Source organism: Enterococcus sp. JNUCC 77, assembly GCF_054819945.1.
Window position 1 is genome coordinate 942835 of record NZ_JBTHIG010000001.1, and the last position, 14002, is coordinate 956836.

A 14002-nucleotide genomic window follows, 5' to 3' on the forward strand; every position below is an offset into this window, starting at 1 on the left:
GCGCAATCTTTTTTTTGAAATTTCTGGTACACTAAAGAAAATGAGGTGGAAAAAATGCACAGATGTATGTGGGCTAACAGCAGTAAAAGTGAAGAAAAATATCATGATGAAGAATGGGGCGTGCCGGTTTATGATAGTCAAAAATTATTCCGCAAATTAATTCTGGATATGAATCAAGCTGGATTAAGTTGGTCAACAATATTGAATAAATCAGATAATTTTGATGCCGCTTATGATAATTTCAACATTGAAAAAATTGCTCATTATGATGAGGCTAAAATTACAGAGTTAATGCAAGATGCAGGAATCATCCGCAATCGCAGAAAAATAGAAGCAGCGATTAATAATGCGCAAAAAGTCTTGGAGATGGAAGCTGGTGGATTAAGTTTTTCAGATTATATTTGGGAATTTACGCAAGGAAAGGTGATTGATGGCAAGCGAAAAAATATCACTGAGGTTCCTGTATCCAACGAATTATCAGATGAAATTACGAAGGATATGAAGAAAAAAGGCTTTAAATTTGTTGGCTCAACTACCATTTATGCTTTCTTACAAGCTGTCGGCATAATAAATGATCACGAAATCGCTTGTTTTCGATATCGTGAGGTAAAAGAATTAGAGAGGAATTTCTAAATGGCAAGAGTTGTCTTTTATGGTGCTATCAGTTTAGATGGCTATTTGGCTGATCAGGATCATTCATTAGAGTGGTTAACTACGAATCCAGGAGATAATTCTGATGATTATGAGAGATTTTATCAAAGCATGGATTATACTATGATGGGTCGAAAGACTTATCAAGGAGCACAAGCAGAGATGGGTACAGTCAATTTCTATCCTGACACTGAAAATTTTGTTTTTAGTCATCAGCCTCTAGATTTAATAGATGGGTTTGAATTGATTTCAGGGGATCCGGTTAGATTTGTTCAAAATTTACCCGCAAATAAAATCATTTGGGTTGTGGGTGGCGCCAGTCTGGTTAAAGAATTATTGGCAGCCGAACTAATTGATGAATGGTGGATTCAGATTGTTCCAATTCTATTAGGCTCAGGAATTCCCTTATTTTTAACGCAAGAACGAAAACAGCAATTTACTTTAGTAGAAACCCGTCAATTTGGACAATTTGCGGAGTTACATTTAAAGAAAAAAAGCGAGTAACATTCGGTCTTGAATGTTACTCGCTTTATTTTTTTATATTAAGCTTCAAACGCAGCTAAGTTGTTGAAAAATGTTACATATTTTTCGATGATTACTTTGAAGAAATCAACTGTACCTTGATCAATATTTCCATTTTCATCAATTAAGTTTGCAATGCCTCCAATGTAAGCTTCTGGTTGTTGTAATGTTGGTACATCCAAGAAGACTAAGCTTTGACGTAAGTGATGGTTTGCACCAAAACCAGCAATCGCACCTGGTGATACAGAAACAACTAAACCTGGTTTGCCGCCCCAAATACTTTCGCCATAAGGACGAGAACCAACATCTAAAGCATTTTTTAATGCAGCAGGAACTGAACGGTTGTATTCAGGAGTGAAGAAGAATACACCATCAACTTTTTTCATTTCATTACGGAAACGAGTCCATGCAGCAGGAACATTTCCTTCAGTATCTAAATCTTCGTTGTAAAGGGGAAGGTCGCCGATTTCGATAAATTCTGCTTCAAAACCTTCTGGTAATAATTCCGCGAATTTTTTGGCAACGATTTTGTTGAAAGAGTCTTTTCTTAAGCTACCTACGATAAAACCAATTTTTTTTGTCATGAATAATTTCCTCCTAAATTTCGATTACAAATTTATCTTACAAAAAATAAGTAATTTAATCAAACAATAAGCTCACCATTATAAATAGGTGATAACTAAAGTATTTTCACGCTGTAAAGAAAAAACTCTTTACAGGAGTTTGAAAGCATGTTAGACTACATCTTGTGATTAATTATATGGAGGTGTAGTAATACATGGCAGTAAAAATTCGCTTGAAACGTATGGGTTCTAAAAAGAAACCTTTTTACCGTATCGTCGTAGCTGATTCTCGTTCTCCTCGTGATGGACGTTTTATCGAAACTGTAGGTACATATAACCCATTAAAAAACCCTGCAGAAGTCGTTTTAAAAGAAGAAGATATTTTAAACTGGTTACAAAAAGGTGCGCAACCTTCTGATACAGTTCGTAATATCCTTTCTACAGAAGGAATCATGCAAAAACATCACGAAGCTAAATTTACAAAGAAATAAGGTGAAGTCAGATGCAAGATTTAACAAAATTAGTCTTAGCAATTGTTCATCCACTGGTTACTAAGCCAGACGAAGTAAAATTAGAAATTGACGAATCCAAAGACTTTTTCGAATACAACTTAACGGTTGCGCCAGAAGATATCGGACGGATTATTGGCAAACAAGGTCGGGTAGCGAAAGCTATTCGTACATTAGTTTATAGTGTTCGAACAACTGGCCCCAAAAAAGTTCGTCTAAATATCGTTGATGGTAAATAAATGAATGAACCTGACGCCGAAGTCTTTTGATTTTAGCGTCAGGTTTTTTATTTGGTTTAGGACGTATTTACGGTAAAATAAATACAGGAGGAGATTTCAATGAAAAAATATTTTTTATTGGCAAGTACGTTACTTTTATTTGCAGCTTGTCAAAACAACGATGAGAATAGTCAAAATAGTTCTACTAAAGAAAAAACTGTTGAAACTAGTCAGACAAATGCGGATAGCCAACAAACCTCTGAAACAATCTCCAACGACAATCAAGTAAATAAAAGTCAAAACCAAACTAGTGATAATATAGCCATGACTGAATTACAAGCTCATTATCCAAGAGAAAGATTTCCAATGATCACTTCAGTTGATCCAACTGAAGAAATCGCCATCGCAGTTGGTGAAGAGGAAAATACGCTAACGGTTTCCTATTATTTAGTAGATAAACAAATTCCGTTAAATGATCCATTATTATCAAATGCAACACCTATAGGACAATTTCAACGAATTCTTCATAATACTACAGAAGAAGCAAAAAATGATGTCGCACCCAATACTGATGCAGGTGGTCAAGCAATTGACTTAGGTCATAATATTATCGGCCATCAACAAAGTGGTGCAGGTTCGACTTATTTAAATTGGCAAGAAGGCAATTGGTCGATGGCGATCCAGGCAAACAATTTAGAGGGAGAAGATCCTCAACCTTTAGCTAAAGAAATTGTCGAATACTTAGAGAAAGCTTTTTTACCAGCGCCGAAAGATGTTGGATCTGGTAGTTTTATGATAAATAGTAGTGACTATCATTCAAATGTAGTTGCTTGGCAAGAAGGAACCACTGTTTATAAAATCAGTAATGAAAATACTATGAATAGCTTAAAAATGGCTGTCTCCATGAATCAATAATAGAAAGTAGGGAAAATTTTGATAAATTATTACACTGTCGGTAAAATCGTCAATACTCATGGCGTTCAAGGTGAAGTTCGAGTAATTTCACAGACTGACTTTCCAGATGAACGGTATCAAGTTGGAGAAACCCTTTATCTTTTTAGAGAAGACGATAAAAAACCAACGAAATTAACGGTGACGAACCATCGAAAACATAAAAACTTTGATTTGTTGAGTTTTGAAGGGATTTACAATATTAATTTAGCAGAAGCGTTACGAGATGGTGTCTTAAAAATTTCTGAAAATCAATTAACTGATTTAGAGGAAAATGAATTTTATTACCATGAAATTATTGGTTTAAAAGTTTTTGATGAACAAAATCAAGAATTGGGAGAAATTACTGAAATACTGTCTCCTGGAGCAAATGATGTCTGGGTAGTCAAACGCAAGGGAAAAAAAGATGCTTTAATTCCTTATATTGAATCAGTCGTAAAAAAAATAGATCTAGAAAATGAACGGGTAGATGTAGAAATTCCTGAAGGGTTGTTAGATGATGCGGATTGATGTGCTAACCTTGTTTCCTCGGATGTTTGAAGGGCCAATGGGAGAATCAATTATTGGAAAAGCCGTGGAAAAAGAATTATTAGAAATTAAACTGCATAATTTTCGGGAGTATTCTGATAATAAACACCAGCAAGTCGATGACTATCCTTACGGTGGCGGAGCTGGTATGCTCTTAAAAGTTCAACCAATCTATAATAATTTAAAAGCAATTGAAGAAGAAACTCCCAATAAAAATCGACGAGTGATCTTGTTAGATCCTGCCGGCAAACAATTTGACCAAAAAATGGCAGAAGAATTTTCGCAAGAAGAGCAATTAATTTTTATTTGCGGTCATTATGAAGGCTATGATGAACGAATTCGCAGTTTAGTTACTGATGAAGTGTCATTGGGAGATTATGTTTTAACTGGTGGCGAACTAGGAGCGATGGTGATGATTGATGCGACGGTTCGTTTATTACCTGAAGTATTAGGCAATAAAAATTCTGCTCAAACAGATTCTCATTCTACTGGGTTGTTGGAGCACCCACAATTTACGCGTCCAGCTGATTTTCAAGGAATGAAAGTTCCTGAAGTATTAACCAACGGAAATCATAAGCTAATTGAAGCATGGCAGTTAAAAGAATCTTTGCGACGGACTTATTTACGTCGACCAGATATGCTAGAGAATTTTGACTTAACACCTGAAATGGAAAAAATGCTGGAAGAAATTAAAATTGAAGAAAAATGATTCTGACAAGAAAATTCTCTTTACAGTGCTCTTTTATTTGTGTTAAGATACTCGAGTGAGTGTAAGCTCATCTATTACGATATTCCGCTGAGGTTTTTCCTTAAGAATGTTTGGAAATAAGGAGAATGATAAAGATGAATCCATTGATTCAAGAATTAACTCAAGAACAATTACGTACTGATATCCCTGCATTTCGCCCTGGTGACACTGTCCGTGTTCACGCAAAAGTTGTGGAAGGTACCCGTGAACGTATTCAGTTATTTGAAGGCGTAGTTATTAAACGTCGTGGCGCTGGCATCAGCGAAACTTATACTGTACGTAAAATGTCTAACGGTGTTGGTGTTGAACGGACATTCCCAGTTCACACTCCACGTGTTGCGCAAATCGAAGTTGTTCGTTATGGTAAAGTTCGTCGTGCGAAACTTTATTACTTGCGTGCTCTTCACGGAAAAGCAGCTCGTATCAAAGAAATCCGTCGTTAATATTTGTTTTACAAATGTACGTCAAGTCTCAGAGAAATCTGAGGCTTTTTCTTTTTTCTAAATTAGCAATTGATAAATGAAATCGCTATAATGAATACTAACGAAAACAATCCAAATAAGGAGCCCAGAATGACTAAACAGTTCAGAAAAATGGTAGCAATCGAACCAACAAAATTGCTTCCTGAGTGGAATGAAAAATTAAAAGCATATGCGACAGAAAGTATTTTTTATTCGGACATTCCGCAGGATTCGCAAGAGATTATCCGACGAATTGGCGATGCTGATTGTATAATGCTAAGTTTTTCTAGTGAAATAAATCAGGAAGTCTTGGAAGCTTGTCCGCAAATTAGATATATTGGTATGTGTTGCAGTCTTTATGCACCAGAAAATGCGAATGTCGATATTCTAACTGCTGAAAAAATGGGGATCGCAGTTACAGGTGTTCGTGATTATGGCGATGAAGGTGTGAAAGAATATGTGATTAGTGAACTGGTTGGATTATTACAAGGTAATGGTCCTGCGATGTGGAAGAATGATGCGACAGAGCTGACAGGATTAAAAGTTGGCATACTAGGTATGGGAACATTAGGCTCACTTTTAGCAGAAACATTTCGCTTTTTTAATTCAGAAGTTTATTATTACAGCCGAACAAGAAAAATTGAACTAGAAGAAAAATATGATATAAACTATTTGGAATTACAGCAATTATTACCGACAGTGGATATTTTAATCACCAGCTTAAGTAAAAATACAGTGTTGCTTAAAGAGCAAGAATTTCAATTGTTTGGAAACGAGAAGATATTGTTTAACGTATCTCTAACACCTAGTCACGACGATGGAGCAGTTAAGCAGTGGCTTGCGCAACCAGGAAATTTTGTATTGGGTGATACAGCAGCATCGGTAGGTGAAACAATTACAGAATTAGACAACGTATTCGTGAGTAATCGAAATGCGGGCATGACTTCCTTGGCAAAAGAACGGTTAGCAAAAAAAGTCATCCTGAATATCGAAGGCTATTTAGCTGATTAATAATAGTGAAAAATTTCAAACTCAAGTTTTGCTTCTTTCTGTAATTCTTAGTACAATATGAATGTTTTGTAAGCGTAATAGGAGGAAGAATAGATAATGAGCAACAATTTTTGGGCTGATTTACCAAAGCCCTTTTTTATACTAGCACCAATGGAAGATGTGACTGATGTCGTTTTTCGTCATGTAGTCAAGGAGGCTGGCGCACCCGACGTATTTTTTACTGAGTTTACTAATTCAGATAGCTTTTGCCATCCGGAAGGAATCGAAAGTGTTCGTGGACGATTGACTTTTACTGAAGATGAACAACCGATGGTAGCACATATTTGGGGTGATAAACCAGAATTTTTCAAAGAGATGAGTATCAGTCTTGCGGAAATGGGCTTTAGTGGTATTGATTTGAACATGGGTTGTCCGGTGCCAAATGTTGCTGAGAGAGGAAAAGGCAGCGGGCTGATTCTACGACCAGATGTTGCTGCTGAATTAATTCAGGCGGCCAAAGCAGGTGGCTTACCAGTGAGTGTCAAAACACGTATTGGTTTTAATGAAATGGCTGAACTTGAAGCTTGGATCAGTCATTTATTAAAACAAGATATTGCTAATTTGTCGGTTCATTTACGGACAAGAAAAGAAATGAGCAAAGTAGATGCCCATTGGGAAGTGATTCCTCAAATTATTGCTTTACGGGATAAAATTGCGCCCGATACATTGATTACTATTAATGGAGATATTTCAGATCGCCAGATGGGTATAGAGTTAGCTGAAAAGTACGGCGTTGATGGGATAATGATTGGTCGTGGGATTTTCAAGAATCCTTATGCTTTTGAAAAAGAACCACAAAATCATACACCAAAAGAATTGATTGGTTTGCTACAATTACAAATTGATTTACAAGATCAGTTTGCAGAAAAAGTTCCTCGTTCAATCGTTGGTTTACATCGATTCTTCAAAATATATATCAAAGGATTTCCGGGAGCCAATGATTTACGTGTGAAATTGATGAATACAAAATCCACCCAACAAGTCAGAGAAATCTTAGCTGAATTCCAGCAAGAAAGACCAGAAATATTTGCATAATAAGCTTGAGTCTCAGAGGGATCTGAGGCTTTTTCATTTTATTTCAAAATTTTTTTCTTTTTGTGCTTGACTTAAAGTCCACTTTAAGTTGTAGGATGTTCAAGTACGAAAGGGGAAATATCATGTTATTACAAAAAACGTTATTAGAAAAAATTGAAGGACCACAAGATTTAAAAAACTTATCACCTGAAGAATTACTACAAGTGTCAACTGAAGCTCGTCAAGCTTTATTGGAAAAAATTAGCAGTCATGGCGGACACAATGGCCCAAATTTAGGGGTAGTAGAGATGACAGTTGCTTTGCATTATGTTTTTGATTCACCGCGAGACAAATTTATTTTTGATGTTTCTCATCAATCTTATATTCACAAAATGTTGACAGGTCGGATGCAAGCATTTACTGATGCAGCGCATTATGATGATTTTTCTGGTTATACTAATCCAAAAGAAAGTGAGCATGATTTATTTACGGTGGGTCATACTTCTACTTCTTTATCATTAGCTAATGGCGTGGCTAAAGCTCGCGACTTGAAAAATGAAAATAGTAATGTAGTGGCTGTGATTGGTGATGGGTCACTTTCTGGTGGTTTGGCTTATGAAGGTTTAAATAATATTGTTGAACAAGGAACCAACACGATTGTTATTGTTAATGATAATGATCAATCCATCGCTGATAATTTTGGCGGTCTTTATGGCAACTTGAAGGCTCTAAGAGAATCAAACGGTCAAGTAGAAAATAATTTTTTCAAGGCATTAGGCTTTGACTATTACTATTTAAATGATGGAAATGATTTAACAGCTTTAATCAGTTTATTTGAAACGGTGAAAGATGTGAATCATCCAGTTTTATTGCATATTCATACGGTTAAAGGAAAAGGATTTAAATTTGCAGAAGAAAATCGTGAGCAATTTCATGCTGGGGGACCATTTAGTCTGACGACAGGAGAATATCTTGGTAGTGGAAATCATCCCGCCACTTATAGTAGTGTTACAGCAGAATTCTTACTAGAAAAAATGGCGAAGGATCCTAAAATTGTCGCGATTAATGCAGGTACGCCAATGCTTTTATTTAATCAAGCACAGCGTCAACAAGCAGGGAAACAATTTGTTGATGTAGGTATTGCTGAAGAACAGGCAGCAACTATGACAGCTGGTTTAGCAAAAAATGGTGCAAAACCAGTTTGGGCAGTTTATTCAACCTTCATGCAAAGAAGTTATGATCAAATCTCTCATGATTTAGCTTTAAATGATTTACCAGGCACAATTTTAGTTTATGGGGCTTCGGTTAATAGCATGAATGATGAAAGTCATTTGGGCATATTTGACATTCCTTTTCTAAGTCATATTCCTAATTTGGTTTATTTAGCACCCACAAATAAAGAAGAATATTTGGCCATGTTAGATTGGTCACTTGAGCAAACCAATCATCCTGTAGCGATTCGAGTACCAGTGGGTGATTTAATTGAGACGGGCAAAAAGGATGTGACTGATTATAGTCAATTATTCAAAAATCAAGTGGTAGCAAAAGGTTCAAAAGTTGCTTTGATTGGTGTGGGGAATTTTTATTCTTTAGCGGAAAAAGTAGCTGCTGACTTAAAAGAAAAACTAGATTTACAGTCTACCTTGATTAATCCAAAATTTATTTCTGGTTTAGATACTGAATTGTTAGATTCCTTAAAAGAAAATCATCAAGTGGTTGTAACATTAGAAGATGGGATTTTAGATGGTGGGTATGGTCAAACAATCGCCAGTTACTTAGGTGATTCTGATTTACACATCCAGAATTATGGATTGGAAAAAGCTTTTCATGATCGGTTTGAAGCGACAGAATTGTTAGCAGATAGTGGGCTGACTACTGATCAGATTGTCCGTAAAATTCTGGCAAAAATATAAGAAAAGGTAGCCAGCTAAAAAGTTGGCTACCTTTTTTGACTAAACGATGGTTGCACCACCGTCAACAGTAATAAATTGACCAGTTACATAACTTGAAGCATCAGATGAGAAGAATAAAAGAGCGCCATTTAATTCTCCTCGTTTACCAGGACGAGAAGCTGGTGTGTTAAAGTTGTATCCTTTTAAGAAATCATCGTTTTTGAATAGGGTGCCTTCTGTCATTTCACTTTCGAAAAGACCAGGACCTACTGAGTTTACAGTGATATTATCTTGCGCATAAGAAGCGGCCATCCCCATTGTTAAGCCACGAACTGCATCTTTTGATGCGTTATAGTTATGGCGCCATAAAACGGGAATTTTATCAGCAATAATTGCGTTCACCGAAGCGATGTTAACAATTTTACCGTATTTAGCTTTGCGCATATGAGGGACCACATATTTACTCATGAAGAATGGACCTTTAACATTGATATTCATCCCGGTATCCCAATCTTTTTCAGAGATATCTTCAACGCCACCACCGATAGCAATTCCGGCATTGTTCAGTAAAATATCAATTTTTCCAAAGGTATCAATAACTTTTTGAACCCCTGCTTTAACTGCTTCTTCGTTTGTTACATCAGTCGGTACAACTAACGCTTTGCGGCCCATTTTTTCAATATCAGCAGCCACTTGTTCTAGTTTTTCTGCACGTCTTGCAAAAAGAGCGACATCCGCACCGTTTTCAGCATAAGCTCTGGCAGCATCTGCACCTAGACCGGAAGATGCTCCTGTTACAATTGCGACTTTCCCTGATAAATTAAACAAATTTGACATAATTGAAACCCCTTTCTATAACAACTATTATTAGTATAACGCAATTGTGAATGTTCTACCAACACAATCATAGTGGCCCCTCAAAAAATAATTTAATCTATTGCATTTTTAAGATCTAAAACAAGCAATTTTATAAAGGTATCTGAATTAAAAAAAGAAAAGCATAAAAAAAATTGTAGAAAAGTGCTAAAAACAAACTTTTTTTGTAAAAAAATACTGATAATGATTCTCAATCATTTTTCTGTGTGTTATACTTAACAAAAAAGTAGGAGTGTTGAGATGAAGAAAGGATTATTTATTTTCTTAGGTAGCATGACCTTTGCATTAGGAACGCTGGGTATTTTTCTACCGTTTTTACCGACAACAGTCTTTTATTTATTAACTGGCTTTTTTTGGTTAAGAAGTTCAGATAAATTGTATCAAAAATTTGTTCAATCTGATAAGTATCAGCGATATGTGAAAAGTCCCATTATTGAAAAGAAGATTACTAATAAAGGTATGATTCGGATGTTCTTGATGATCTTTATTATTTTCTTGATTCCTGGCTTGTTGGTAGACAATACTATCATGCGAATCTCATTAGCAGTTGTCTATATATGTCACGTTATTGGCTTAACTTGGTATTTAAGAGGGAAGAAAGCTCGAAAATTTAAGTCTGAAAAGATAGGTGAACTAGATTGATTGATCAGCGTTTATTTAAATTAACTGAGAAGAAAAATCTGATTAAGCTAGTCTTAGTCAGACTTTTTTCTTTGGCTCTATCTATCATTATGTGGTGGCAAATTGCTGGTAAGCTAGCGAATTACCTCGCTGGAGAGCCAGTCAATTTGTTGCCATTAATTTTGACCTTGATAGCAGTCATTATCTTAAAAGCATTGAGTAACAAGTGGTCAGAGCGCTTAACATATAGAGCTTCGGCAGATTTACGTTTAAAACTGCGTCACCAAGTAATGACAAAAGCCTTTCGTTTAGGGAAAAGTCAAGAGCAATTACCACAAGCAACTTTGGCGCAACTATCTGTTGATGGAATTGAACAGTTAGAAATTTATTATGCGCGTTTTTTACCACAATTATTTTATTGTGTCTTGGCTTCTTTGTTAATTTTTGCTACCTTAGTGCAATTTGCGGTTTTCCCAGCAATTATTTTGTTAATCTGCATGCCACTGATTCCAGTTGTTATCATGAGTGTTATGAAAATTGCTAAAAAGATATTAGATAAATATTGGACCCGTTATACTGACTTGGGCGCAAAATTTCATGAAAACCTAAGTGGCTTAGCAACCTTAAAGGCTTATCATCAAGATGAAGCACGACAAAAAAATGCAAAAGACAGTGCAGAGCAATTCAGAAAAATTACCATGCGATTATTGTCGATGCAATTAAATTCGATTACCGTAATGGATATTATTTCTTATTCTGGTGCGGCATTAGGGATTGGTTTAGCTTTAATCAGTTATCAAAATGGACAAATATCAATCATGGGTGTTTTAATGTTCGTTTTATTAGGAGCTGAATTTTTTATTCCCATGCGTCAGTTAGGTTCATTATTTCATGTAGCAATGAATGGGATCAGTGCTTGTAAAAAACTATTTGATTATTTGGCGTTACCAGAACAGATCTATGGTGAAAAAGATATGAATCATGTCAGTGAAATTCAATTCAAACATGTCGATTTTGGCTATACGGATTATGCGCTGGCTTTAAAAGATGTCTCCCTCGAATTCAAAAAAGGACATTTCACAGCGATAGTGGGCCAATCTGGTTCTGGAAAAAGCACTTTAGTTCAACTGATGCTTCATCGCTTTCAAGATTATCAGGGTCAAATTGTTTGGGATCAATTAGAGTTGCAAGAGCTAAGTCATAAAAGCCTGACGAATTTAAGTACTTTGGTGGATAATAAGGGTTACATTTATCCGATGAGTATTCGTGATAATTTATTATTGGGTAATAAAACAGCCAGTGAAACAGAATTGTGGCGAGTTTTATCAGAGGTTCAATTAATTGATTTTGTAAAAGGTAGACCCTATCAATTAGATGAAATTTTAAATGAAAATGGCAGTGATTTATCTGGAGGTCAGAGACAACGATTGCTATTAGCGCGAGCTTTATTAAAAAAATCTGATGTTTATATTTTTGATGAAATTACCTCAGGTGTTGATTTAGCAAGTGAAGAAATTATTCTAGATTGTTTGAAACAACTGGCACAGAAAAAAATTATTATTTTTATCTCTCATCGTTTATACAATGTACTATCTGCGGATCAAATTTATGTGTTTGAAAATGGAAGAATCGTCGAGGCGGGAACGCCAGAAGAGCTACAAGCCCAAACAGGCTACTTTAATAATTATTTTGCTGAAGAAGTCGAAGTATTTTCGGGAGGGCAATAGATGAAAGAGAAAACAATTATTCGCTGGCTATTATCTTTTGTGTTCAGCGAAAAGAAAAAAGTTGCTTTAGCTGTCCTTTTAGGAATTATTAGCAATTTGGCTGTCATTGCGATTCCAATAGTCGGCGTAATTTCTTTGTTGCGCTTAATTGGTGGCGAAATGTCACAGGGGTTTCGACCATTAATAATCATGGTTTTTTGTGGTGTTTTAAGAGGTGTTTGTCGCTATTTAGAGCAATATTTAAACCATGACATTGCTTTTAGTTTATTGGCAGATATTCGTGATTATATTTTTGCAACAGTTAGAAGATTAGGTCCGGGCAAATTAAGTGGGAAAAATAGTGGTGATTTAGTCACAGCTATTACTTCAGACGTCGAAGCTTTAGAGGTATTTTTTGCCCACACAATTTCTCCAGTGCTGATTGCGACCGGTACCACGATAGTGACTTTTATTTTTTTAGCAAGTTATAATCTATTATTAGCAATAGTTTTGCTGATTGGACAAATTGTCGTTGGTATTTTCATTCCAATATTTGGTTATCGAAAAAGTAGTCAGTTAGGTGATGATTATCAAGCGGCCTTCGTCCAATTAAACCAAAATGTTATGGAAAATGTTGCTAGTCTAACAGATATCGATCAATATCAGCTTGCTTCTGATCGTTTAACCAAACTTGATCAGGCAGGTAAAAAATTAAATCAACAATATGACCGTCGCTTAAAACAAGAAAGCTTTTTAAAAATATTTAGCGAAACAGTTTTATTAATAACGGCTATCGCAATTTTTGTACTAGCCAATCAGCTTCATTTAAGTAGTGAAATAGTTGTAGTCAGTGTGGTATTAAGCTTGAGTTCTTTTGGTCCTGTTCTAGCACTAAGCGGTTTAGGCAGTGCACTGTTGACAACTTTTGCCAGTGGAAGAAGGCTTTATCAACTGACGAATGAAGCAGCAGCAGTTACTTTTCAAAATAGTCAACAAACATTGGCAAATTTTGCAACGGCTGGTTTAACAGATGTATCTTTTTCCTATGATACAAAGGAAGTTTTAAAGGATTTAAGTTTGTCAATTCGTCACGGAGAAATTATCGGAATAGGTGGTGAGAGTGGTAACGGAAAAAGCACGTTAATCAAATTATTGATGCGTTACTGGGATCCTCAAAGTGGCTATTTACAAATGAATCATCATGACTTAAAAACGATCGATGAAACAACTTTGCATCAAATTGAAGGTGTCATGGAACAACAGACTTTTATTTTTGAAGATACTTTAGCGGCTAATATTGCGATTGGAAAAAGTACTGCAACAAATGCTGAAATAAAATTGGCTGCTGAAAAAGCGGCATTGTCAGAATGGATTGAGACTTTGCCAGATGGTTATAATACAGTGATTGGCGGAAACGAACGAACTGTTTCAGATGGTGAGCGACAACGGATTGGGTTGGCGAGATTATTTCTACATGATGCACCATTTTTACTTTTAGATGAACCTACTAGTAACTTGGATTATTTAAATGAGCAAGCCATTTTAAATACTTTAACCTCTGAATTGAAACATAAAACCGTTTTGTTAATTTCTCATCGGGAGACTACTTTAGCTATTACTCAAAAACAATATGAATTAACTAATCATAAACTCAAAATAAAAAACACTAACAGCTGACAAATGTTTGTCAGC

At 35.7% G+C, this 14002-nt stretch carries 16 protein-coding genes; 14 read left to right on the forward strand and 2 right to left on the reverse strand.

Annotated features, from left to right (window positions below; all coding sequences use genetic code 11):
• Positions 1-54: 54 nt before the first annotated feature.
• Together ACVWNY_RS04820 and ACVWNY_RS04825 are read left to right on the forward strand one after the other, a co-directional pair.
• Positions 55-633, forward strand: a complete 579-nt coding sequence (locus tag ACVWNY_RS04820; RefSeq protein ID WP_438720309.1) for a DNA-3-methyladenine glycosylase I — start codon at positions 55-57, stop codon at positions 631-633.
• Complete coding sequence (locus ACVWNY_RS04825) at positions 634-1155, forward strand: dihydrofolate reductase family protein (RefSeq protein ID WP_454071789.1); 522 nt, start codon at positions 634-636, stop codon at positions 1153-1155.
• A gap of 38 nt (positions 1156-1193) precedes the next feature.
• On the opposite strand, the gene ACVWNY_RS04830 is transcribed toward ACVWNY_RS04825, so the two are convergent.
• Positions 1194-1757: an NADPH-dependent FMN reductase gene (locus ACVWNY_RS04830; protein WP_454071790.1), complete on the reverse strand. Its 564-nt coding sequence runs from the start codon at positions 1755-1757 to the stop codon at positions 1194-1196.
• Between the two features lie 194 nt (positions 1758-1951).
• On the opposite strand from ACVWNY_RS04830, the gene rpsP reads away from it, so the two are divergent.
• The 9 genes from rpsP (at position 1952) to ACVWNY_RS04875 (ending at position 9128) form a co-directional block, all read left to right on the forward strand.
• A complete protein-coding gene (gene rpsP / locus ACVWNY_RS04835) occupies positions 1952-2227 on the forward strand; it encodes a 30S ribosomal protein S16 (RefSeq protein WP_438720307.1) in 276 nt (91 codons plus the stop codon).
• An 11-nt stretch (positions 2228-2238) separates the two neighbouring features.
• Complete coding sequence (locus ACVWNY_RS04840; RefSeq protein ID WP_218324652.1) at positions 2239-2484, forward strand: KH domain-containing protein; 246 nt, start codon at positions 2239-2241, stop codon at positions 2482-2484.
• Between the two features lie 99 nt (positions 2485-2583).
• Positions 2584-3378 carry a hypothetical protein gene (locus tag ACVWNY_RS04845; protein WP_218324653.1) on the forward strand — a complete coding sequence of 265 codons (795 nt, stop codon included), beginning with the start codon at positions 2584-2586 and terminating at the stop codon, positions 3376-3378.
• 18 nt (positions 3379-3396) lie between these two features.
• Positions 3397-3924, forward strand: coding sequence for a ribosome maturation factor RimM (gene rimM, locus ACVWNY_RS04850; protein WP_218324654.1), 528 nt, complete (start codon positions 3397-3399; stop codon positions 3922-3924).
• On the forward strand, positions 3914-4651 hold the full coding sequence (trmD, locus tag ACVWNY_RS04855) for a tRNA (guanosine(37)-N1)-methyltransferase TrmD (protein ID WP_218324820.1): 738 nt from the start codon (positions 3914-3916) through the stop codon (positions 4649-4651). The genes rimM and trmD overlap by 11 nt, the downstream gene beginning before the upstream one ends.
• Positions 4652-4785: 134 nt before the next feature.
• The gene (gene rplS, locus ACVWNY_RS04860; protein WP_218324655.1) at positions 4786-5133 is read left to right on the forward strand and encodes a 50S ribosomal protein L19; all 348 of its coding nucleotides are present in this window, start codon (positions 4786-4788) and stop codon (positions 5131-5133) included.
• A gap of 129 nt (positions 5134-5262) precedes the next feature.
• Positions 5263-6162, forward strand: coding sequence for an NAD(P)-dependent oxidoreductase (locus ACVWNY_RS04865; protein WP_218324692.1), 900 nt, complete (start codon positions 5263-5265; stop codon positions 6160-6162).
• 96 nt (positions 6163-6258) lie between these two features.
• Positions 6259-7236, forward strand: a complete 978-nt coding sequence (locus ACVWNY_RS04870) for a tRNA dihydrouridine synthase (protein ID WP_454071791.1) — start codon at positions 6259-6261, stop codon at positions 7234-7236.
• A 122-nt stretch (positions 7237-7358) separates the two neighbouring features.
• Entirely contained in the window at positions 7359-9128 is a 1770-nt protein-coding gene (locus ACVWNY_RS04875) for a 1-deoxy-D-xylulose-5-phosphate synthase (RefSeq protein ID WP_218324694.1), read from the forward strand.
• Between the two features lie 39 nt (positions 9129-9167).
• Here the strand turns inward: ACVWNY_RS04875 and ACVWNY_RS04880 are convergent, their stop codons facing one another.
• Positions 9168-9944, reverse strand: coding sequence for an SDR family NAD(P)-dependent oxidoreductase (locus ACVWNY_RS04880; protein WP_246601356.1), 777 nt, complete (start codon positions 9942-9944; stop codon positions 9168-9170).
• A gap of 279 nt (positions 9945-10223) precedes the next feature.
• Between ACVWNY_RS04880 and ACVWNY_RS04885 the strand changes: the two genes are divergently transcribed.
• From ACVWNY_RS04885 to ACVWNY_RS04895, 3 genes are read left to right on the forward strand one after another with little or no spacing between them, the layout of a single operon-like run.
• On the forward strand, positions 10224-10625 hold the full coding sequence (locus ACVWNY_RS04885; protein WP_218324695.1) for a YbaN family protein: 402 nt from the start codon (positions 10224-10226) through the stop codon (positions 10623-10625).
• Complete coding sequence (locus tag ACVWNY_RS04890) at positions 10622-12331, forward strand: ABC transporter ATP-binding protein/permease (RefSeq protein ID WP_218324696.1); 1710 nt, start codon at positions 10622-10624, stop codon at positions 12329-12331. Before ACVWNY_RS04885 ends, ACVWNY_RS04890 begins: the two co-directional genes overlap by 4 nt.
• Positions 12332-13987, forward strand: coding sequence for an amino acid ABC transporter ATP-binding/permease protein (locus ACVWNY_RS04895; protein WP_218324697.1), 1656 nt, complete (start codon positions 12332-12334; stop codon positions 13985-13987).
• Positions 13988-14002: the final 15 nt, after the last annotated feature.